Source organism: Streptomyces sp. SA15, from assembly GCF_002291145.1.
Lineage (GTDB): Bacteria > Actinomycetota > Actinomycetes > Streptomycetales > Streptomycetaceae > Streptomyces.
Map to the genome: position 1 here is coordinate 16,457 of NZ_NTGE01000068.1, position 20,516 is coordinate 36,972.

Consider the following 20,516-nt stretch of genomic DNA (forward strand, 5'->3'; position numbering starts at 1 on the left):
GGCGTGCGAGGGAGGACTCAGGAGCGGTCGCCCTGATGCCTGCGCACGCGCTCGGCCAGCGGGAGGGGCGTCTCGTCCAGACCGGTGACCGACCCGCTCGCCATCCGTGCGCACGTCCCGTGGCAGGCGAGCAGTTGCCTGTCGTCGCGGTGGGAGACCACCACCGCCTCCGCGTCCGGGCGGCTCCGGTAGTCGGTGCCGCAGATGAGGCAGGCCAGCCCGGAGAGCATCTCGGCGGTCGGTTCGGGGCGGCCGCGGCGGCGGCCGGAGATCGCGTCCTGTGAATACATGCGTCCAGCATCCTTTTGGTCGGTTCAGGGCGCGCGCGAGGTACCGGAATGCGCTACCGCGGGGCGCGGAGACAGTACGAGCCAGGAGTTCGGCATGCGAGGTGCGCTCGGTGCCGCAACCGTACTCCCCTCAGGGCCTAGGGGGTGTTTTGAAAGTCCCGCACAGCACCCACGGCGCCCGGCACGCACCCTCGCCGCACCGGCCAAAGACCCAAGTAGCTCCTCCCCCACTCTCGGCTTCGCTCGAGCGGGGGGACCCCCATCGAGGGCCTTCGTCCGGCACGCCGAGGGCACGCACCGAACACCGCGGGCACCGCACAGGACTTTCAAAACACCCCCTAGCCGACCCGTCAGACGTCCGCGGACCCTTCCCGCCCGGCCGGGAACCTTGCCGACGCTCCGGACGTTGGAGCCGGTGGTTGTAGTTGAAGTTTGCGAACGTGTGAGCGCCCGCGGAGTTCTGACAGCGGGCGCTTCGTCGTTCTCGGGGTTTTCTTCGACGGCTGGCGGCCAGCAGCCCGGGATCGCGCGAGCGCGCGTTTCCCGCACTACTCGCCATCTCGAAGGAGACAGCGCATGGCTCGACGAACCGTGAAGTACCAGCGGGTGGAGTTCACCGCCGCCCAGAGCCCCAAGGGCCCGCAGGCCGACCAGGTCCGCGCGCTCTGAGGCGCCCAGAGGACACCCTTCCCGAGGCAGGCCCGCGCCGTGGGCCCGCCTCGCGCTGCTTTACGTACGGGTGCCGTATCCGGCGCCTCGTCCCCGGCCCCGGGCAGGCAGCACCCGTACACCCCGAAAGGAACCCTGTGACGACTGACATCAGCGCCCCGAGTACCGCTCCGGCGGACTACGCCGAGATCACCGAACCCCCGCCCACCGGCCGGGGCAGCGACTACGCCGCGCTGTCCCGCGAGGTGAAGCAGAGCGGGCTGCTGAAGCGGCGCCCGGGCTACTACTCCGTCAAGGTCGGGGGGAACCTGCTTCTGCTGGCCGCCGGCTGGACCGCGTTCGGCCTGATCGGGCAGTCGTGGTGGCAGATGGTGACCGCCGCCTTCCTCGCGGTGATGTTCACCCAGACCGGGTTCATCGGGCACGACGCCGGACACCAGCAGATCGCCGGCTCCAAGCGCGTCAACAACCTGATCGGCCGGGTGCACGCGGACCTGCTGATCGGCCTCAGCTACGGCTGGTGGATCGCCAAGCACAACCGGCACCACTCCCACCCCAACCACGTCGACCGCGACCCCGACATCGCCGACGGTGCGATCGCCTTCACCGAGGACCACGCCCGCGTCCGCAGCGGAGCGTACGCCTGGCTGGGCCGTCACCAGGCCTGGCTGTTCTTCCCGATGCTGCTGCTTGAAGGGCTCGCCCTGCACGTCGCCGGCGTACGGGCGCTGCTCGAGCGCACCGGCAACGCGGGCTCGCGGGCGGCCAAGCTGGCCGAGGCGGGCATGTTGACGGCGCATCTCGTCGGCTATCTGGCCGCCCTGTTCCTGGTCCTGTCTCCCCTCCAGGCCGTGTGCTTCCTCGCCGTGCACCAAGGACTGTTCGGGCTGTACATGGGGTGCTCCTTCGCCCCCAACCACAAGGGCATGGCCATGTTCGCCAAGGACGACAAGGTCGACTTCCTGCGCCGGCAGGTACTGACGTCACGCAACATCCGTGGCCGGCGGTTCACCGACTTCGCGCTCGGCGGGCTGAACTACCAGATCGAGCACCACCTGTTCCCCTCCATGCCGCGGCCCAGCCTGCGCCAGGCCCAGGAGATCGTGCGCTCGTTCTGCGCCCGGCACGGCATCGCCTACCACGAGACCGGGCTCTTCGACTCCTACGCCCAGGTGCTGCGGCACCTCCACGCGGTCGGCGGTCCGCTGCGCCTGCGCCCCGAGCTGGAGTACTGATCACCGTTCCGCCGGCCTTCACCGGCCGTTGAACGGCACGGCCCCGCTCCCCGTATCTCCTGGCACTGGCCGAGCGACCACCCGCGCCGAACCTCAAATGTTGCTCTGAACGTTCCCGCGGCGGGGTTCGGGCGCGGGCGCCGGGGCCATACCCCCGTCACGCCCGAGAAGGCGGCACCGCGTATCCGGAGGAAGCCGAGGAGGGGACGGATCATGGAGCGACTGGGGACGGGCATCGGGTGGCGGCCGGAGATCGCGGACGCCGTGGAACGCATGCCGGGCATCGACTGGGTCGAGGTCGTGGCCGAGAACGTCTGCCCCGGCCACCTTCCTCAGGCGCTGCTGCGCCTGCGCGAGCGCGGGGTGACGGTGGTCCCGCACGGCGTCTCGCTCGGCCTCGGCGGCGCGGACCGCCCCGACGAGGCCCGGCTGACCGCCCTCGCCCAGCGGGCCGAGGCGCTGGGCTCGCCCCTGGTCACCGAGCACATCGCGTTCGTCAGGGCGGGCGGGCCGCTGACCGCGTCGCCGCGCCTGGAGGCGGGCCATCTGCTGCCCGTGCCGCGCACCCGGGACGCGCTCGACGTGCTGTGCGAGAACGTCCGCATCGCGCAGGACGCCCTGCCGGTGCCGCTGGCCGTCGAGAACGTCGCCGCCCTCATCTCCTGGCCCGGCGAGGAGATGACCGAGGGGCAGTTCCTGTACGAGCTGGCCGACCGCACGGGCGTCCGCCTCCTCATCGATGTGGCGAACCTGCACACCAACCACGTCAACCGCGGCGAGGACCCGGCGGCGGCACTCGCCGAACTCCCCCTGGAGGCCATCGCGTACGTCCATGTCGCGGGCGGCTTCGAACGCGACGGCGTCTGGCACGACAGCCACGCCCACCCGGTCCCCCGCCCGGTCCTCGAGATCCTGACCGACCTCGCGTCCCGGGTCTCCCCGCCGGGTGTCCTGCTGGAACGGGACGAGAACTTCCCCGAACCCGCGGAACTGGAAGGGGAGTTGGGGGCGATACGGGAGGCGCTGGAGAAGGGCGGCGCGAAGGCCGCCACCCGTGCGGCCCAGGCCGACACCCCCGGCCCGCCGACGACGACAGCGGCCGACGACGCCACCCGCCAACGGCTCGCCCTGGCACAGACGGCGTTGCTGTCCGCGCTGGTCGCGGGAACGCCCGTGCCCGAGGGATTCGACCGGGTACGGCTGGGCGTGCAGGCACGGGCCCTGGCCGGAAAGCGGGCGGACGTGGTCGCGAAGGTCGCGCCCGAACTCCCGGAGATCCTCGGCGCCGACTACCGCCCCGCCTTCCTCGCCTACGCCCACGGCCACCCGATGACCGACGGCTACCGCCGCGACGCCCTGAACTTCACCGAGCACGTGCTGCTCGCCGGGCGCCTGGAGGACGCGGGAGTACGGCGGGAGCTGCGGCACTGGTGGCTGGAGCGCTCGGGCCCGATGCCACGCTCACAACGCCCGGCGGTGCGCCTGGCCCGCGCGACGCGGCGGGTACTGCTGCGCCGTTGAGCAGGAGGATGGTGGTCCACCTCTCGAGGTACCGAATCGGGTGGTGGGTGGGCACAGGCCGGGGGTCCAGGGGGCTCCGCCCCCTGGCGGGGAGGGGCGGAGCCCTTTCAGATGGGACGGGTAGGGGCGGCGGGGGCGAAAACCCATACGGAAGTTGGCGTAGACCCCGCAGTAACATGCCAATCCCGCACCTGAAACCCACTAGCGTGCGGTGCCGCAACAGGAGGCACCATGCGACCCCGACCCCCCATCAACGGCCGAGGCATATTCTCCGGGACCGGAATCATCATCACCGGCCTGACGGCGACCCTCGTCGCGCTGATCTTCCCGATCTGGTCGTACGAGGACAGGTCCGGTACGGGCTTGGACGTTCTGAACTCCGAGACCGTGTCGACGCAGTACGGGCCGCTGTCCGCTCTCGACCGGGACTTCGTCACGAAGGTCCGGCTGGCAGGCCTGTGGGAGCTGCCCGCCGGCCAGCAGGCACTGCGGAAGGGCACCACCCCTGCCGTACAGACGGCGGGCCGGCACCTCATCGAGGGCCACATCTTCCTGGACGAACGCGTCCGCGACGTCGCCTCCAAGCTGGGCCTGGAACTGCCCAACGAGCCGACCGACCAGCAGAAACAGTGGCTCGCCACGCTGAACTCGGCACAGAGCGTCGCATACGACCGCGAGTTCGCCAACATCCTGCGGCTGGCACACGGCAAGGTCTTCTCGGTCGTCGCCCAGGTACGGGCCGGCACCCGCAACTCCCTCGTCCGCGCCCTCGCCGACGACGCGAACACGACCGTCCTGGACCACATCAAGGTCCTGGAGGCCACGGGCTACGTCGACTTCGACGCACTCGCCCGGGACATGGTCGCCGGCAGCACTCCCCCACTCACCAACTCCCCCGCCCCGCCGGACCCGATCGCCGACCCGAGCCCACCGATCCCGGTCACCCCGTCACCGACCCCGAGCTACCCGCTGCCGCCGCCTACCGCAACCCCGCCACCGGAAAGCGCCGGCACCCCTGAAAGAACCTGAGACCAAACGCCCGAGGCGGCGGTTTGGCCACAAAACCACGACACCGGCCGAGTGGTGCTTGTCTTCGTCAACAGGTGACCGAAATATCCCCTTTGTTGCTGCCGTGCACCGAAGGGATACGCGATGAGAGCCCCCGCCCTCTACTCGGCCGCCGGGTCCTTGCTCCTGACCACACTCGCGGCCGCACCGGCCGACGCCGCCCCGGCCGTGCCGGGCGCGGCCGAACTGCGCGGCACCGTGGTGGCCGCCGCGCGCGCCGAGGCGGAGGGCATCGCCTTCGGGAAGTGCACCGCCGAGCCGGACATGCCGGACAACGTGCAGTGCGGCACGGTGTCCGTCCCGCTCGACTACGCCCGTCCGCACGGCCGCCAGATCAAGCTGACCGTCAGCCGGATGCGCGCCACCCACAAGGACCCGCACAACAGCAAGCGCCGGGTGCCCCGGCAGGGCGCACTGGTCTACAACCCGGGCGGCCCGGGCGCCACCGGCATGTACTTCCCGCTGATCGGTGTGCTCCCCGAGTGGAAGCGGATCGCGGCGGCGTACGACCTCGTCGGCTACGCCCCGCGCGGGGTGGGCCGCTCGGCGCCCCTGTCCTGCAAGGACCCCGAGCAGTTCTTCCAGGCACCGTCACAGGCGCCGACGCACCCCTCGGAGTCGTACAAACAGGAGCGCATCGCGCAGGCGAAGGCGTACGCGCGCGGCTGCGCCCAGCGTGCGGGTGGCACGCTGCGGCACTACACCTCCCTGAACAACGCCCGCGACCTGGACGTCCTGCGCGCCGCGCTGGGCGAGCACAGGCTGACGTTCATGGGCGCGTCGTACGGCACCTACTTCGGGGCGCTGTACGCGACCCTGTTCCCCTCGCACGTACGGCGGATGGTGTTCGACTCGGCGGTGAACCCGGACCCCGAGCAGATCTGGTACCGCAACAACCTCCACCAGTCGGCCGCGTTCGAGGGCCGCTGGGAGGACATCCGGGAGTGGATCGCCCGGCACGACGACGTGTACGGGCTGGGCGACACGGCCGAGAAGGTGCTGCGCAGCTACGAGAAGGCGCGGGCGCGGCTGGCGGTGAAGCCGGCGGGCGGGAAGGTCGGGCCCGCCCAGTTGCAGGGCGCGTTCCTGTCGGCCGGGTACTTCGACGACTACTGGCCGCACCGCGCGCACGCGCTGTCGGCGTATCTGAAGGGCGACCCGAAGCCGCTGATCGAGCAGGCCGGGCCGCATCCGCAGGCGGCGGCCGAGGCGGAGAACACCCACGCGGTCTACACGGCCGTCGAGTGCAACGACGCGCCCTGGCCGACGGACTGGAGGGTGTGGGACCGGGACAACACGCGGCTCGCGCGCATCGCGCCCTTCGAGACCTGGGACAACGTGTGGATGAATCTGCCGTGCGCCTACTGGCCGGCGCCTCGGCAGCAGCCCCTCGACGTGCGGACCGGGCGGGGTGAGCTGCCGCCGACGCTGATCCTGGCCGCCGAGCGGGACGCGGCCACGCCGTACGACGGCGCCCTGGAACTGCACCGGCGTCTGTCGGGTTCGGTGCTGGTCACCGAGCGGGGTTCGGGCACGCACGGCATCGCGGGCGGCGCGAACCCGTGCGTCAACGGGCACGTCGAGGCGTATCTGCTGCAGGGCGACCTGCCGACGCGGCGCGCGTCCTGCGCACCGCGCCCCGAACCGAAGCCGAAGTCGGCGGCCGACGTCAGGAAGGCGCCGGCCGCCATGCCCCCACGCTGATCAGGCCAGGCCCGCGACCAGCTCGGCCACGGACTTGCGTCGCCCTGTGCTGCACCATCTGGGGGACAACCCCCAGACCCCCGGCCGGTCACAGCTCGCCGCCCCTTGTCAGGCGAGCCCGGCGACCAGCTCGGCCACAGACTTACGTCGCCCTGTGCTGCACCATCTGGGGGACAACCCCCAGACCCCCGGCCGGTCACAGCTCGCCGCCCCTTGTCAGGCGAGCCCGGCGACCAGCTCGGCCACAGACTTACGTCGCCCTGTGAAGAAGGGCACCTCTTCGCGGACGTGCCTGCGGGCCTCCGAGGCGCGCAGGTGGCGCATGAGGTCGACGATGCGGTACAGCTCGTCGGCCTCGAAGGCGAGGATCCACTCGTAGTCGCCCAGCGAGAACGAGGCGACCGTGTTGGCGCGCACGTCCGGGAAGCCGCGGGCCATCTTGCCGTGGTCGGCGAGCATGCGGCGGCGGTCCTCGTCGGGCAGCAGGTACCAGTCGTACGAGCGCACGAAGGGGTAGACGCTGACATAGTCGCGGGGCGTCTCGTCGGCGAGGAACGCCGGGATGTGCGAGCGGTTGAACTCGGCGGGGCGGTGCAGCGCCATGTTCGACCACACCGGCTCCAGCGCGCGGCCCAGCTTGGTGCGGCGGAAGAGGTTGTACGCCTCCTGGAGCTGGTCGCTGGTCTCCGCGTGCCACCAGATCATGAGGTCGGCGTCTGCGCGCAGGCCCGACACGTCGTACGTGCCGCGGATCGTCACGTCCTTGGCGGCGAGCTGGTCGAACAGCTCCTGGACCTCGTCGGCGTAGCCCGAGCGGTCCTCGGGGAGCACGTCCTTCAGCTTGAAGACCGACCAGAGGGTGTAGCGGATGACCTCGTTGAGGTCCTTGGCCAGCTTGCCCTTGTTCGGGACCCTGCCGGACTCGGTGGTGGGGGCGTCGTCACTCATGGTCCTCATTCTCCCGCTCCGCCGTGCAGACTCTGCACCGGGTTGGCGGTGAGCTCCTGCACAGCGCGCAGGTCACCCTGGATCTGGTCGACGGCCGCGTACGCGCTCGCGATGCAGGCCGGGATGCCGACGCCGTCGTACTGCGCGCCGCACACCGCCAGGCCCGGTAGCTTGCCGACGTGCTCGCGGATGCGGGCCACGCGCGCGTGGTGGCCGACGGGGTACTGGGGCAGGCCGTCGGTCCAACGGGTGACGCGGGTTTCGACGGGGGTGGCGTCCAGGCCGGTGGCCTGCTCGAGGTCGTGCCGCGAGACGTCCACCAGGTCGGCGTCGTCGCGCCGGAGGATCTCCGTCTCGCCGTACCGCCCGACGGAGGTGCGCAGGACGACCAGGTCCGGGTTCTCGTCGGCGATCCAGCCCCACTTCTGGGAGGCGAAGGTCGACGCCTTGATGGTGCGCCCGTCGACGGGCGGCACGAGGAAGCCGCTGCCCTCGGGGAGCAAGACCTCGCCACGGCGGTAGGCGAGGGTGACCAGAGCCATGGAGGCGTACTCGACGCCGGCCAGCTCGGCGGCGGCTTCGGGCGCCTCGGCGCGCAGGAGGCCGGCGGCGACCGGGGCGGGGACGGCGACGATGACGGCGTCCGCGTACAGCACACGATCGCCGGCGACGATCCGCCACCCCTGGGACGGCTCTCGGCGCAGCTCCTTCACCGGCGCTCCGGTCAGGATCTCTCCCCCTTGTGCCCGCACCGACTCCGCGACCGCGATCGGGAGTGTGCCCACGCCGCCCTCGATGCCCATGAACACCGGCCCGGTCTGCTGGCCCGCGGCGGCCTTGGCCTGGATCTCGCGGACCGCCTCCGTCAGGGAGTCGTGTGTCCGCGCGGCCTGGAAGAGCTGGGGGACCGCCGAGCGCATCGAGATGCGGTACGCGTCGCCCGCGTAGACCCCGCCCAGCAGTGGCTCGACGAGGCGGTCGACGACCTCGCGGCCCAGCCGCGCCGCCACGTACTCCCCGACTGCCACGTCGTCGCCGATCTGCGTGCGGGGCAGGTCGGCGTCGCGCTCGATGCGGGCGAGGCCCTCCTCGGACAGCACACCGGAGAGGGCGGACGCGGTGCCGGGGACGCCCATCACATGGCCCTTGGGCATGGGGCGCAGGGCGCCGCGGGTCCACAGGGAGGCGGTCGCGGTGGCGGGCGGTTGCAGGCGGTCGGTGAGGCCGACCTCGCGGGCGAGGGCCACGGCCTCCGGACGCCGGGCGAGCATGGACTCGGCGCCGAAGTCGACGCGCGCGCCCGCGATCTCGCCGGGCAGCAGCTTGCCGCCGACGCGGTCGGACGCCTCCAGGACGGTCACTCTCGCCCCGCGCCGCAACAGCCGGTGGGCGGCAGCCAGTCCGGCGATGCCCGCTCCGATGACGACGACCCGACCCTGACCTGTTGCGCTCATGTCCCCACTTTCTCAGACCCCACTGACACTCCCACGGCACCCCGGTGTCCTTCACGAGTCCTGACCGTGACCGCATCGGGACCGTCGAAGGCCAACGTCCGGGCCCGTCCCGGCGTCGAAGGAGCGTCAGTCGTCACGACGACCCTCGGGGGATACCCACATGCGCACACGACGTTCCGCACGACCCGTCCAGACCCTGGCCGGAGTCCTGCTGGCCGCGGCCCTCGCGCTCACGGGCTGCACCAGCGCCGACGACAGCGCCGGCAGCGACTCCGGCGGCGATGCGGCCGTCGCCCGCTCGGACGCGAAGGAGGCCGCCCCGGGCGGCGCCGCGGACGGCGACAGCGGCGCGGGCGCCGCCAAGGCGACAGCGCCACCCAAACTCACCGCGAGCCACATCATCCGCACCGCCTCCCTCACCGTGCGGGTCAAGGACGTGCCGAAGGCCCTCGACAAGGCCCGCACCACCACCGAGAACGCGGGCGGCTACGTCGGCAACGAGACCACCACCAGCATCGAAGAGGGCGGCGCGGAGACGGAGGTGGTGTTGCGCGTGCCCGTCGACAAGTACGACGAGGTCCTCGCCGACCTGGAAGGCACGGGCAAGCTGCTCGAGCGCACGGCGAAGGCGCAGGACGTCACCGACCAGGTCGTCGACGTGGAGAGCCGCATCACCTCTCAGCGCGCGAGCGTGACGCGGATCCGCGAGCTGATGGACCGGGCCACGCGGCTGAGCGACGTGGTGACGCTGGAGGGCGAGTTGAGCAGCCGCCAGGCCGAGCTGGAGTCGCTGCTGGCCCGGCAGGCGTCCCTGAAGGACCGCACGACCCTGGCCACCATCACCCTCTCCCTGCTCGAGCCGCCGGTGGAGGAGGTCACCGAGGACGAGGACCCGGGCATCGTCGACGCGCTGGCCGGCGGCTGGGACGCCTTCGTGACGACGCTGCGCTGGATCGTGGTGGCGCTGGCGGCAGTGCTCCCGTTCGCGGCGGTCACCGCGCTGATCGTGCTGGTGTGGCTGCGGATCGTACGGCCCCGCCTGCCGCGCCGGCCGGCCACCGCGTCGGCGATGACCGCGCTGGGCCCGCTGCCGACGGCCCGGCAGGCACCGGAGCCCACGCGCCCGCAGGAGGGCGACGAGGAGAACTGAACCGGCCTGGGCAGGACTGAAATGCCCGGCCCCCGTAGCGTGTTCGCATGAGCGTGAGCATGAGCGGAACGAGCCGTGGGGCAGAGCGTCTGGTCGTGATCGGCGGCGACGCCGCGGGCATGTCCGCGGCGTCGCAGGCACGCCGGCTGAAGGGCCCGGACGAGTTGGAGATCGTGGCCTTCGAACGCGGCCACTTCACCTCCTACTCCGCCTGCGGCATCCCGTACTGGGTGGGCGGCGAAGTGTCCGACCGCGACCAGTTGATCGCCCGCACGGCCGAGGAGCACCGCGCGCGGGACATCGATCTGCGCATGCGGACGGAGGTCACGGAGATCGACGTGGCCGGCGGGCGGGTACGCGCGCATGACGTGGATTCCGGCGCCGAGTCCTGGACGTCGTACGACAAACTCGTGATCGCGACCGGCGCCCGCCCGATCCGCCCGGACCTGCCGGGGGCCGACGCGCCCGGCGTCCACGGCGTGCAGACGCTCGACGACGGCCAGGCGCTCCTGGACACGCTGGCACGCACGCGTGGCCGCCGCGCGGTCGTGGTCGGCGCGGGCTACATCGGCGTCGAGATGGCCGAGGCGCTCATCAACCGCGGCTACGAGGTGACGGTCGTCAACCGCGGCAGCGAACCGATGTCCACGCTCGACCCGGACATGGGCCGCCTGGTGCACGAGGCCATGGAGGGCCTGGGCATCACCATGGTGAACGACGCCGAGGTGACCAAGCTGTTGACGGGCCAGGACGGCCGCGTGCGGGCGGTCGGGACGCAGGACGCCGAGTACCCGGCGGACGTGGTCGTGCTGGGCATCGGCGTACGCCCCGACACGGCGCTCGCCGAGGCGGCGGGGCTGCCCCTGGGCGCTCATCGCGGGCTGCTGACGGACCTGGCGATGCGGGTGCGCGGGCACGAGAACATCTGGGCCGGCGGCGACTGCGTGGAGGTCCTCGACCTGGTCTCCGGGCAGGAACGGCACATCGCCCTCGGCACCCACGCCAACAAGCACGGCCAGGTCATCGGCACCAACGCCGGCGGCGGCTACGCCACGTTCCCGGGCGTGGTCGGCACGGCGGTGAGCAAGGTCTGCGACCTGGAGATCGCCCGCACGGGCCTGCGTGAGAAGGACGCCCGCCGCGTCGGCCTCCAGTTCGAAACGGTGACCATCGAGTCCACCAGCCGCGCCGGCTACTACCCGGGCGCCTCCCCCATGACGGTCAAGATGCTCGCCGAACGCCGCACGGGACGGCTGCTCGGCGTGCAGATCGTCGGCAGGGAGGGCGCCGGCAAACGGGTCGACATCGCCGCGGTGGCTCTGACGGCCGGCATGACGGTGGACCGGATGACGTCCTTGGACCTGGGATACGCGCCGCCCTTCTCACCGGTCTGGGACCCAGTACTGGTAGCGGCCCGCAAGGCAGCAAAGGCAGTTCAGGAAAACACCCTGTAGGGCAGCGTCCTCAAGGGGCGCGGGCTGTATCAATATGTGGCTCCGCCGCGTGAGCGCGACCAGCCACAACCGGTCCGCAGCCCGAGAACCACCCACACCCCTACGGCGCTACCGCAGCAGCCCCCTACGCCGTCCCATTAATCCGATCGATAGCCTGTCGCGCCTGCTCGGCCGGCGGCCGAGCAGGCAACGACGACACCGACGCACTCGACGGCATCGCCGCAGCCGGCTGCGCCCCCGCCGGCCTCGCATGCGCAGCCCCCGGCGCACTCGACCGCAGCCGATGACTCACCGCCTCGTCAAGAGTGACCGGCCGCTGCTTCTGCGTGGCCAGCCGCCCGGCCTCCTGGCCGAGCCTGGCCACGTCCTCCCACGGCAGCCGCAGCACCACCGCGATCTCGGCTTCCCCGTCGGGCGTCGCCACCATCGGAGGGGTAACTCGGTCGTTCATCGCCTGTTCCTCACGTCGTCCCCGCGACCCGCCTTCCCCGTGCCGCGGGCGGTTGAGGACACATACGCAGGCGCGGACGGCGGCGTTCACCGATTCGCCGCCCGCATCGGGGGCACTACTTCCTTGTGGTCATCCCCGTCCATGACGTGAACCCGGCGCGCCGCACCCCCTGGGTGACGTACGCGCTGATCGCCGCGAACGTCTTCGTCTTCCTCTCCACGCCCGGCCTCGCCGGCTCCGTGGCGGGGGAGAGCCACCTGGCCCAGCTCTGCAACCTCCAGGCGTTCCTGGACCAATACGCGGCGGTGCCACGGGAGTTGATCCACCATCGGATGCCGCGCCTGGTGCCCACGGGCGACGTCGGGGTGGGCCCGCAGGGGGCGGGCTGCGTGATCGGGCCGCCGAGTTACGACAAGTCCCCCGAACTGTCCGTCCTCACGGCGATGTTCCTGCACGGTGGCTGGCTGCACCTGCTGGGCAACATGCTGTTCCTGCTGATCTTCGGCAATAACATCGAGGACCGCATGGGCCACATCCGCTTCGCGCTCTTCTACGTCGCCTGCGGCTACGCGGCCGCGTACGGTTTCGCCCTTGCGAACGCAGACTCGGCCGACCCCCTGATCGGCGCCTCCGGGGCCATCGCCGGCGTCCTCGGCGCCTACCTGGTGCTGTATCCGAAGGCACGGGTCTGGGTCCTCGTGCCCTTCCTGATCTTCCTGCCGCTGCGGCTGCCCGCGTGGATCGTGCTGGGTTCCTGGTTCGGGCTCCAGGCGGTGTACTCCTCGGGCCAAGGCGTCTCCAGTGCGGGCACCGTGGCCTATCTGGCGCACGTCGTCGGCTTCGTGGCGGGCATGCTGATCGCCTGGCCGCTACGCCCCGGCACTCCCCCGCCGCCGGAACCGCGCGGCGTGCTGTTCGGCCGGCGCGCACGGCCGAGCTGGTGAGTGGGCCGGGGACGAATTCGACGCGACACCCCGGGCGACCCACCCGGCCCATAGGAAGGCGAGCCGTGACAGCGCACGAACGATGACGTATTTGCTCGTGGCGGGCCGACCACACGTCAACCCCGATCTCAGGCGGCCTGGCGGTTGCCATGCCCCGCCAGGCCCTCAGCCTGACAAAGCCCTACTCCGTCTCAATCCCGACGAGGGCCCGGCGAGGATGCATGAGACCTCCGGATGAGACGCTGATGCCTTCACTGGAAGCATGCGCCTGACTGCTCATCGGCCCATGTATCAATGTGATGAATCCATCATCTTGGGATCAGACACGGCTCCTCAGCCTTGTCCGCGCGGTGCGAGGCTCAGGTGAGCCGGTGGGCTGGGTGGCGCCTCGAGCTGCGGGGCGCGGGCCCACCCGTGGGCGTGCATGGTCTCGGCTTCCCAGCCTCCGAACAGCTGGGGTAGTGCCGTCGGATCGCGGTCGGCATCGCGGTGCCACTGGATGAACGCGCGGGCGGCGGATCGACGGGCGTCGCAGGCCGGGCAGAGTTCCATCCAGACGCCGGTCATCAACGGGTCGGCACCGCTCGACGAGGCGCCGTCGGCCCTCGATGCCAAGCGGGGAGTTGGCATGGGTCATCGAGCGCTGCTTTCTTCGACGGCGTCCTGGGCCAGGGCCTCAGTGCCGGCGTCACCCGCGCTGAGGAAAGTTCTCGGTATCCGACGCAGGGCGAATGCACCGAGTGCGGCGTGAAGGATGCCGGCGATGACGGCAGCGGTGTGCAGACCGGTGACGAAGGCGGTCTTCGCGTCGCCGATCACCGCGGTTGTGAGGCCGGGGACCTGCAATGTCTCGTTGAGAGTACCGGCGAGGTCAGGTCCCTGGAGCCGGAAGATCAGGGTGGCCAGCGAGCCGAGGAGTGCGATGCCGAGCGCGTTGCCGATCTCGTTGCTGGTCTCGGCGATCGCTGCCGCGGACCCGGCGCGCTCTGCGGGAACCGCGGCGATGGCGGTGTCGGCGACGACGCTGAAGGAGATGCCGTAGCCGATGCCGGCGATGACGGTGGATGCCACGTACCAGCCGATGCCGCTGGAGATGCCGGTGGCCAGCAGCAGGAGCAGCCCTGCGGCGATGAAGAAGTGGCAGGTGATGAGCGCTGCCCGGGTGCCGATACGCACGACGAGTGCCGGTGTGACGATGCAGGTGACGGTGAGCGCGGCGGCGCCGGGGAGCGCGACGAGAGCCGCATCGAGGACGGTCAGTCCGAGGACGGACTGGAGGTAGATGCCGCCGAGGTAGGCCACTGCCGACCATGCGGCCAGAGGCAGAAGCCCGGTGATGGCCGCGATCGTGAACACCCGGTCGCGGAAGAGGCGGAAGTCGATCAGCGGGTGTTCCAGGTGGAGTTGCCGCCGGACGAACCACCCCAGGGTGACGACGCCGACGATCCCTGTGGCCATCGGGGTCGCGGTCAACCCCTCCGCCGCAGCGTGCTTGATCGCGTAGACGGTCAGCAGGATGCCCGCAGCGGAGAGCAGAACGCTCAGAGCGTCGATGCGGCCCGTCCGGGTGGCACGTACCTCGCGGAGCAGGACCGGGGCCAGAACGAGGAACAGCACGACGACGGGAAGATTGATCAGGAAGACCGATCCCCACCAGAAGCTGTTCAGCAGTTGTCCGCCGACGACCGGGCCGATCGCGAAGCCGGCGGCAAAGGTGGCTGCGAAGATGCCGATCGCTTTCGCCCGCAGGCGTGGATCGGTGAACAGTTCGCTGAGTACCGCCAGCGCCGACGGCAGCAGCGTGGCACCGGCCACGCCCATCAGCGCCCGGAAGGCGATCAGCAGCTCCGGCCCGGAGGCGAACGCCGCTCCCGCCGAGGCCGCGCCGAACACCGCCGCGCCGGTCATCAGCAGCTTCAGCCGGCCGTACCGGTCGCCGATGTTGCCGAATGCGATGAGCAGGGACCCGACGGCGAATCCGTAGACGTCCAGGATCCACAGCGCCTGATCGGCGGTCGGCGACAGCGCCTCGGAGACCTTGGGCATGGCCAGGAACAGGACCGAACTGTCCATCGCGACGAGCAGTACCGGGCCCAGCACCACCAGCAGACCGAGCCACGCCCGCGGACCGGGTGAGTGAGAAACACGCTGTTGGTTCATGCTTGGGAGGGTGCGGCGTCGTCCGCTCGGCAACCATCCCCGCGTCATGGGTACACCTCACAGGGGCACCCAGGCACGGACCGTGGCGCCCACGCTCGCAGTCATGGAGCTGGAGAGTCTCGGGGCCCGTCTCAAGACTCGCCGCGGAGGGCCAGGCCGGCACGGCCTCCCAACAGGTCCTCGATGCGCTCGCAGGCGTGCTCCAGCTCGATCCGGCCGAGGCACGTCGACCTGTGATACGGGGTCAGGCCGCCGCGAGTCGCGGGAACAACGCCAGTGCGTTGGTGCGGCCGATGGCCGCGCGCTGCTGGTCGTCCCAGCCCGGGAAGCGGGCGAAGCCTTCGACGTTCTCGGTGGTGTGGGCGGCCGGCATGAACGGGAAGTCGCTGCCGAAGAGGATCTTGTCGGGGGCGGCCAGCTCGGTCAGGGCGGGTAGCGCGTACGAGTTGGCGGACATGGCGATGTCGTAGTGAATGCCCCGTAGTTGGCCGATCACGTCGGCGGGAGCCCGCTCGGTCAGGTACTTGCCGATGGTGGGCCCGTAGGTGAGGCGCTGGGCGAGGAAGGGCAGCGTGCCGCCCGCGTGGGAGACGATGAGCTTGAGGTGGGGAAGGCGCCCGAGTACACCGTTGAAGAGCAGGCTGACCACCGTGCGGGTGGTCTCGAAGGTGAAGTCGTACAGCGACGGCGGCAGATCGAAGGTCGCCAGGTCCTTCGCGGGCGGTGTGCCCGGGTGGACGTGGACGGGCAGGCCTCGCTCGGCGATCTCCGCGAGCAGCGGCTCGAACTCGGCATCGCCCAGATAACGGTTTCCGTAGCTGGTCAGCAGCCCGACACCGTCCAGGCCGAGTTCGTCGACGGCGTAGGCGAGTTCGTCCTTGGCGGCGGCGACATCGGGCAGCGGCAGGATGGCGAAGGCGCCGAAGCGGTCCGGGTTCGCCGCGATGGTCTGCGCGAAGAACTCGTTGACCTGGCGGGCCAGTCGGCGGGCCTGGTCGCCTTCAGCGAAGGTGACGCCAGGGGCAGTGATGGACAGCACGGCGGCGGCGATGGAGTGGCGGTCCATCACATCGAGGCTCTCCTGCGCGCTCCAGGTGGGGTAGTCGACACCGGGGATGGCGACACGGTCGCCCAGGGCCTTGGCGTAGTCGGGCGGGATCGCGTGGTGGTGGACGTCGATGAGACCGGTCGGCTGTTGCGTCATGATGGTGTCTCCGGGGGTCGATTGAACGTCAGGGGTGCTGAGGGGCATCGGCCGAAGGCGGGACGGTGGCCAGCTCGATGCCGAACACGGCACGGTAGGCGGCCAGCAACGCGGCGTCCTCGGACAGGCGTTCCTTGGTCTTGTCGCCGCCCGCGGTGTGGGTGAGGGTGCGCCCGGCCAGCGTGACCCGGCCCTCCGCGGTGGGCAGGGTGCACACCTGCCGAGCCAGGAACGGAGAGTCGTCGCTGCTGCGGAGCCACCATGTCATGGCGGCGAAGTCGTCCAGCTCGCGCGGACGCTGTTCCAGGCGGTACTGGAGCACGCCGTCACGCAGCAGGTCCAGATCGCCGTGGGGTGCTTCGGTCAGCTGGAAGGTGCCCTGCTCATCGGCCTGCTCGCCCCGCTCGGCCAGGCGCAGCGGGTGGCGGAAGGCGTTTCCGTAACCGACGTCGGCCAGGTAGGGGCCTTCGCCGTCCTCGGTCACTACGCGCAAGGCCATGTGGCCCAGCGGCGGGGTGAAGCCGTCCTCCTCCATGACCCGGGCGGCCAAGGGCGCGACGTCGAACTCGAGGGTGCGCAGCAACTCGTGGAAGGCGCCGTTGAGTTCGTAGCAACAGCCGCCTCGGTTGCGGCTGATGATCTTTTCGAGGGCGGAGGCGCCGAGACCGATGGGCGGGCTGGGCCTGCCGTACGCGAAGTCGATGTTCTCGAACGGGACACTGAGTACATGTCGCTCGTGCAGGTGGGCCAAGGCCTTGGCATCGGCACGCTCAGGACGTTTGGCTCCGATGCGCTCCAGATAGGCGTCGACGGTCGCGGAGTCGAGCATCAGACCCGCTCCCGTGCGCGGCAGGAGGTGCTGTTCGACAGCTCGGTACGCAAGGTGGTGTCCTCTCGGCAGGTGAGTGCACCGGACATTCCACCGGGCGCGGCCGGCATACCGCATCACGTGTCTGCGGGATGTCGGGTGCGGGGCGGGCCGGGGTCCGGTTCGGCCGACGGTGCGCCCCGGACCACGCGATCACGTGATGTGTGTCCGTGGAGGTGTGGCCGAGACTCGGGCGGAACCCCTGAACGCCGGGCCGTCCGCCAAGAGGCGCGGCGCCTTGACCGACCAGAGGAGCCCTCGATGGCTGATGAAGAAGTCAACTCCGAAGCAAGTCCCGGACTTGAGCCCCGGGTGCTGCATGTGCCGGCCGGTGAGGGCCCGAAGGTCTGGATGTCGGGCGACACCTACACGCTCAAGGCCACCTCGGAGAACACCGGCGGCCGCCTGTCCTTCAGTGAGGCGTCCGTCCCGCCCGGCGCGGGCCCTGTGCCGCATGTCCACCTCGACGCCGACGAGGCGTACTACATCCTCAACGGCGAGTTGGAGGTGCTCGACGGGGAGCGCCTCATCACGGCCAAGGCCGGCGACTTCGTCTTCATTCCGCGTGGCACCCTGCACCGTTTCAAGAACACGGGAGTGGACGCGGCCCGCATGGTGTTCTTCTTCACCCCCGCCGGGTTCGACAAGTTCTTCCTCGAAGCGGGCAAGCCCGCCGTCGCCGGTGTTCCTCCGCAGTGGGGCGAGGAGGACGATCTGCGCGTGCTGGAGATAGCGCCCCGGTACAGCTGGACTCCCGCGGCGGACACCCCGGCAGCGGAGGAGGCGCACCGGTGAGGGCGGGCCGGCGTTGACGGCGGCCGGTCCGGTAGTGGCGTGGATACGGGATGGCTGGGCCGGGAGTTGAGGCCACAGTGGTGTGGGAGCGGTGCGCGGGACATGCGCGCCGCCGAGTTTTCGCACGAAGAATGGATGGGAACATGACTGCTCGTTTCGTCGGCAAGGTCGCGCTCGTCACCGGAGGTGGCAGCGGGATCGGACGGGCCGCGGCCGAGGCGTTCGCCCGCGAGGGGGCACAGGTGTGCGTCGCGGGCCGCAACGAGCAGCGGCTGAAGGAGACGGTCGCCGCCATCGAGGCCGCGGGCGGGACGGCCGCTCACGTCACCGCGGACGTCGCGGACGCGACCGACGTGGAGGCGATGGTGACGGCCGCCGTGGAGTTGTACGGCCGCATCGACATCGCGTTCAACAACGCGGGCATGACGCTGGTCGACCGGATCGTGGACGTGCGGCAGGAGGACTGGGACCGGCTCGTGGCGACGAATCTGACCGGTGTCTGGCAGTGCATGCGTAACGAGATCCTGCAGATGCGCCGACAGGGCGCAGGCGTGATCGTCAACACCGCCTCCAACGCCGGTACCCACATCACGATGCCCACGCTGGGCGCCTACGGTGCGACCAAGGCCGCCGCCACGGCTCTGACGGCAGCCGCGGCCAAGGAGCACATCGGTGAGGGGATCCGCATCAACGCCATCAGCCCCGGCCCCATCCGCACCGAACTGCTGCGTGAGCCGGGGGACTCGGACGCGGACATCGACGCGCGCTACGTACCGATGATTCCCCTCGGCCGCATCGGCAGCGCCGAGGAGGCTGCGGCTGCCGTGTTGTGGCTGGCCTCCGACGACTCGGCGTACACGGTGGGACAGGACCTGGTCCTCGACGGGGGGATCACCGCCTAGCCGAGGGGCCCCTCCGGATCCGGTCCGCGGCATCTGGGCTGCCGCGGACGTTCCCTGGTCGCGGCCGGGTGCGCGTGCGGCACACCGGACGCGTCAGGCGGGAGGCAGGCATCTGTTGGATGCCTGCCTCCCTTCTTCGTGTCCGTGCCCCGTGTCGGCGCCGCGGCATGCAACGGCAGGAGCTTCGGGGACCGCCAGGTTCCCTGGCCGGGCATCCCCGCCGGAACGGGCCCGGTTCGACACAGCAAGTCCAAGGTGACAAACTGACGACGGTTTTTGGATCAACTGAACCAAAAACAGGTACCGTTCACTCCAGCAGTGACGTTCCAGACCATCTGGCCGACTTGAAAGGTTTTGACATGCTGTCAGCAACGTGCGACTGGAAGGCGGCCCACTGATGCCTCTCGCGGTCTTTGTCCTCGGCCTCGCGATCTTCTGCCTGAACACGACAGAGGTCATGGTGGCCGGGCTGCTCCCGTCACTCTCGGACGGCCTCGACGTCTCGATCACCGCCGCGGGCAACCTGGTCACCGTCTTCGCGCTCGGCATGGTCTTCGGCGGCCCGCTGCTGACGCTCGCGCTCATGAGGGCCCCCCGCAAGCCGGCGATGGTCAGCATGATGGTGCTGTTCCTGGTGGGACAGACCATCGGTGCCCTCGCCACCGACTACTGGGCCATGGTGATCGCCCGTATCATCACGGCCCTGGCCACCGCGGCCTTCTTCGGGCTCGCCGCTTCCGTCTGCGCCAACCTCGTCCCGCCGGACAAGATCGGCCGCGCGCTGGCCATCGTCTTCGGCGGCTTCATGGTGGCCAACGTCTTCGGCCTGCCCATGGCCACCTTCATCGACCAGCTCATGGGATGGCGTGCCGCCTTCTGGGCCGTGGACATCCTGGTCGCCCTGTGCCTCGTGCTGGTCCTGTTCACCGTCAAGCGCGCCCCGGCCCCCGAAGGACTGGACGTCCGCTCGGAGCTGTCGGTCTTCCGCAGCGGCCGGCTCTGGGGCGCTTTCGCCACCAACGCCCTGCTGATCGGCGGCGTGTTCGCCACCTTCTCCTACCTCTCCCCGGTGCTGACCAAGCTGGCGGGCTTCTCCGAGGGCATCGTTCCGCTGCTGTTCGTCCTGTACGGCGTGGGCACCGTCATCGGCAACATCGTCCTCGGGCGCCTGGCGGACGCGCACACCATGCGCATCCTGTGGCTGGGCGGCGTGGTCCTGGCCGTACTCCTGGGCCTGTACGCGCTCGTCGCGACCAACCAGGCGCTCTCCCTCGTCGCCCTGTTCCTTCTGGGCTTCACCGGGCTCCCGCTCAACCCGGCCATGGCCTCGCGCGTCATGAACCTGTCCAACAGCGGCGCCCTGATCAACACCATGAACACCGCGACGATCTGTGCGGGCATCACCATCGGCACCTGGCTCGCAGGCATCGGCATCGACGCCTTCGGCTACCGCGCCCCGATGTGGGTCGGCGCGGTCCTCGCGCTCGGCGCACTGGCCACTCTGCTCATCGCGCGGGTCACCGACCGGCACCACGTGGAGAGCGACCGTCCCGCCCCCGCCCCCGCGGACCTCAAGTCCCCAGCGAGCGTGTGACCACGCACCACCCACGGCAGCGGGGGGCCGAGGCGACAGAACGCCACGGCCCTCCGCCTCCGCCTGTCACCGCCACAGTCCGCGGCCCGGCAGGCCTTGCACGCA

The 20,516-nt window shown here is 70.6% G+C and carries 19 protein-coding genes; 11 read left to right on the forward strand and 8 right to left on the reverse strand.

What is annotated here, in order from left to right; genetic code table 11:
- Positions 1-17: 17 nt before the first annotated feature.
- Entirely contained in the window at positions 18-290 is a 273-nt protein-coding gene (locus CLM62_RS11500) for a hypothetical protein (protein WP_095749726.1), read from the reverse strand.
- A 576-nt stretch (positions 291-866) separates the two neighbouring features.
- Here CLM62_RS11500 and CLM62_RS50745 point away from each other — a divergent pair.
- The 5 genes from CLM62_RS50745 to CLM62_RS11525 all read left to right on the forward strand — a co-directional run bounded on the left by CLM62_RS50745 (position 867) and on the right by CLM62_RS11525 (position 6,487).
- Complete coding sequence (locus CLM62_RS50745; RefSeq protein WP_218835585.1) at positions 867-959, forward strand: cold shock domain-containing protein; 93 nt, start codon at positions 867-869, stop codon at positions 957-959.
- 137 nt (positions 960-1,096) lie between these two features.
- On the forward strand, positions 1,097-2,194 hold the full coding sequence (locus CLM62_RS11510) for an acyl-CoA desaturase (RefSeq protein ID WP_257003805.1): 1,098 nt from the start codon (positions 1,097-1,099) through the stop codon (positions 2,192-2,194).
- 213 nt (positions 2,195-2,407) lie between these two features.
- The gene (locus CLM62_RS11515; protein WP_095749727.1) at positions 2,408-3,715 is read left to right on the forward strand and encodes a DUF692 domain-containing protein; all 1,308 of its coding nucleotides are present in this window, start codon (positions 2,408-2,410) and stop codon (positions 3,713-3,715) included.
- 231 nt (positions 3,716-3,946) lie between these two features.
- A complete protein-coding gene (locus CLM62_RS11520) occupies positions 3,947-4,744 on the forward strand; it encodes a DUF4142 domain-containing protein (RefSeq protein ID WP_095749728.1) in 798 nt (265 codons plus the stop codon).
- A 123-nt stretch (positions 4,745-4,867) separates the two neighbouring features.
- Entirely contained in the window at positions 4,868-6,487 is a 1,620-nt protein-coding gene (locus tag CLM62_RS11525) for an alpha/beta hydrolase (protein ID WP_095749729.1), read from the forward strand.
- Between the two features lie 216 nt (positions 6,488-6,703).
- On the opposite strand, the gene hemQ is transcribed toward CLM62_RS11525, so the two are convergent.
- Both hemQ and hemG read right to left on the reverse strand, forming a co-directional pair.
- Positions 6,704-7,435, reverse strand: coding sequence for a hydrogen peroxide-dependent heme synthase (hemQ, locus tag CLM62_RS11530; RefSeq protein ID WP_095749730.1), 732 nt, complete (start codon positions 7,433-7,435; stop codon positions 6,704-6,706).
- A 5-nt stretch (positions 7,436-7,440) separates the two neighbouring features.
- On the reverse strand, positions 7,441-8,889 hold the full coding sequence (gene hemG / locus CLM62_RS11535) for a protoporphyrinogen oxidase (protein ID WP_095749731.1): 1,449 nt from the start codon (positions 8,887-8,889) through the stop codon (positions 7,441-7,443).
- A 160-nt stretch (positions 8,890-9,049) separates the two neighbouring features.
- Here hemG and CLM62_RS11540 point away from each other — a divergent pair, with 160 nt between their 5' ends.
- Both CLM62_RS11540 and CLM62_RS11545 read left to right on the forward strand, forming a co-directional pair.
- The gene (locus CLM62_RS11540; protein ID WP_095749732.1) at positions 9,050-10,039 is read left to right on the forward strand and encodes a DUF4349 domain-containing protein; all 990 of its coding nucleotides are present in this window, start codon (positions 9,050-9,052) and stop codon (positions 10,037-10,039) included.
- Positions 10,040-10,086: 47 nt separating this feature from the next.
- Positions 10,087-11,493 (forward strand): FAD-dependent oxidoreductase, encoded by a 1,407-nt coding sequence (locus CLM62_RS11545; protein ID WP_179382050.1) that lies wholly within the window; start codon positions 10,087-10,089, stop codon positions 11,491-11,493.
- Positions 11,494-11,617: 124 nt separating this feature from the next.
- Here CLM62_RS11545 and CLM62_RS11550 read toward each other — a convergent pair whose 3' ends face one another.
- Positions 11,618-11,944 carry a hypothetical protein gene (locus tag CLM62_RS11550; RefSeq protein WP_095749734.1) on the reverse strand — a complete coding sequence of 109 codons (327 nt, stop codon included), beginning with the start codon at positions 11,942-11,944 and terminating at the stop codon, positions 11,618-11,620.
- Positions 11,945-12,069: 125 nt separating this feature from the next.
- On the opposite strand from CLM62_RS11550, the gene CLM62_RS11555 reads away from it, so the two are divergent.
- Positions 12,070-12,888: a rhomboid family intramembrane serine protease gene (locus CLM62_RS11555; RefSeq protein ID WP_095749735.1), complete on the forward strand. Its 819-nt coding sequence runs from the start codon at positions 12,070-12,072 to the stop codon at positions 12,886-12,888.
- A 333-nt stretch (positions 12,889-13,221) separates the two neighbouring features.
- On the opposite strand, the gene CLM62_RS53010 is transcribed toward CLM62_RS11555, so the two are convergent.
- The 4 genes from CLM62_RS53010 to CLM62_RS11570 form a co-directional block, all read right to left on the reverse strand.
- On the reverse strand, positions 13,222-13,518 hold the full coding sequence (locus CLM62_RS53010; RefSeq protein ID WP_373559134.1) for a DUF6300 family protein: 297 nt from the start codon (positions 13,516-13,518) through the stop codon (positions 13,222-13,224).
- Positions 13,519-13,521: 3 nt separating this feature from the next.
- Positions 13,522-15,048 (reverse strand): MFS transporter, encoded by a 1,527-nt coding sequence (locus CLM62_RS11560; protein ID WP_095749736.1) that lies wholly within the window; start codon positions 15,046-15,048, stop codon positions 13,522-13,524.
- Positions 15,049-15,292: 244 nt separating this feature from the next.
- The gene (locus CLM62_RS11565; RefSeq protein ID WP_095749737.1) at positions 15,293-16,252 is read right to left on the reverse strand and encodes an amidohydrolase family protein; all 960 of its coding nucleotides are present in this window, start codon (positions 16,250-16,252) and stop codon (positions 15,293-15,295) included.
- Positions 16,253-16,280: 28 nt separating this feature from the next.
- Complete coding sequence (locus tag CLM62_RS11570) at positions 16,281-17,081, reverse strand: arylamine N-acetyltransferase (protein ID WP_095749738.1); 801 nt, start codon at positions 17,079-17,081, stop codon at positions 16,281-16,283.
- A gap of 300 nt (positions 17,082-17,381) precedes the next feature.
- On the opposite strand from CLM62_RS11570, the gene CLM62_RS11575 reads away from it, so the two are divergent.
- The 3 genes from CLM62_RS11575 (at position 17,382) to CLM62_RS11585 (ending at position 20,411) form a co-directional block, all read left to right on the forward strand.
- Positions 17,382-17,915 (forward strand): quercetin 2,3-dioxygenase, encoded by a 534-nt coding sequence (locus tag CLM62_RS11575; RefSeq protein WP_095749739.1) that lies wholly within the window; start codon positions 17,382-17,384, stop codon positions 17,913-17,915.
- A 143-nt stretch (positions 17,916-18,058) separates the two neighbouring features.
- The gene (locus tag CLM62_RS11580) at positions 18,059-18,817 is read left to right on the forward strand and encodes an SDR family NAD(P)-dependent oxidoreductase (RefSeq protein WP_095749740.1); all 759 of its coding nucleotides are present in this window, start codon (positions 18,059-18,061) and stop codon (positions 18,815-18,817) included.
- 397 nt (positions 18,818-19,214) lie between these two features.
- The gene (locus CLM62_RS11585; protein WP_095749741.1) at positions 19,215-20,411 is read left to right on the forward strand and encodes an MFS transporter; all 1,197 of its coding nucleotides are present in this window, start codon (positions 19,215-19,217) and stop codon (positions 20,409-20,411) included.
- Positions 20,412-20,516: the final 105 nt, after the last annotated feature.

Bases quoted from the DNA above. Each gene is read 5' to 3' on its own strand.
- CLM62_RS11500 (WP_095749726.1), bottom strand. From the start codon at position 290: ATGTATTCACAGGACGCGATCTCCGGCCGCCGCCGCGGCCGCCCCGAA.
- CLM62_RS50745 (WP_218835585.1), top strand. From the start codon at position 867: ATGGCTCGACGAACCGTGAAGTACCAGCGGGTGGAGTTCACCGCCGCC.
- CLM62_RS11515 (WP_095749727.1), top strand. From the start codon at position 2,408: ATGGAGCGACTGGGGACGGGCATCGGGTGGCGGCCGGAGATCGCGGAC.
- CLM62_RS11520 (WP_095749728.1), top strand. From the start codon at position 3,947: ATGCGACCCCGACCCCCCATCAACGGCCGAGGCATATTCTCCGGGACC.
- CLM62_RS11525 (WP_095749729.1), top strand. From the start codon at position 4,868: ATGAGAGCCCCCGCCCTCTACTCGGCCGCCGGGTCCTTGCTCCTGACC.
- hemQ (WP_095749730.1), bottom strand. From the start codon at position 7,435: ATGAGTGACGACGCCCCCACCACCGAGTCCGGCAGGGTCCCGAACAAG.
- hemG (WP_095749731.1), bottom strand. From the start codon at position 8,889: ATGAGCGCAACAGGTCAGGGTCGGGTCGTCGTCATCGGAGCGGGCATC.
- CLM62_RS11540 (WP_095749732.1), top strand. From the start codon at position 9,050: ATGCGCACACGACGTTCCGCACGACCCGTCCAGACCCTGGCCGGAGTC.
- CLM62_RS11545 (WP_179382050.1), top strand. From the start codon at position 10,087: ATGAGCGTGAGCATGAGCGGAACGAGCCGTGGGGCAGAGCGTCTGGTC.
- CLM62_RS11550 (WP_095749734.1), bottom strand. From the start codon at position 11,944: ATGAACGACCGAGTTACCCCTCCGATGGTGGCGACGCCCGACGGGGAA.
- CLM62_RS53010 (WP_373559134.1), bottom strand. From the start codon at position 13,518: ATGCCAACTCCCCGCTTGGCATCGAGGGCCGACGGCGCCTCGTCGAGC.
- CLM62_RS11560 (WP_095749736.1), bottom strand. From the start codon at position 15,048: ATGAACCAACAGCGTGTTTCTCACTCACCCGGTCCGCGGGCGTGGCTC.
- CLM62_RS11565 (WP_095749737.1), bottom strand. From the start codon at position 16,252: ATGACGCAACAGCCGACCGGTCTCATCGACGTCCACCACCACGCGATC.
- CLM62_RS11570 (WP_095749738.1), bottom strand. From the start codon at position 17,081: ATGCTCGACTCCGCGACCGTCGACGCCTATCTGGAGCGCATCGGAGCC.
- CLM62_RS11575 (WP_095749739.1), top strand. From the start codon at position 17,382: ATGGCTGATGAAGAAGTCAACTCCGAAGCAAGTCCCGGACTTGAGCCC.
- CLM62_RS11580 (WP_095749740.1), top strand. From the start codon at position 18,059: ATGACTGCTCGTTTCGTCGGCAAGGTCGCGCTCGTCACCGGAGGTGGC.
- CLM62_RS11585 (WP_095749741.1), top strand. From the start codon at position 19,215: ATGCCTCTCGCGGTCTTTGTCCTCGGCCTCGCGATCTTCTGCCTGAAC.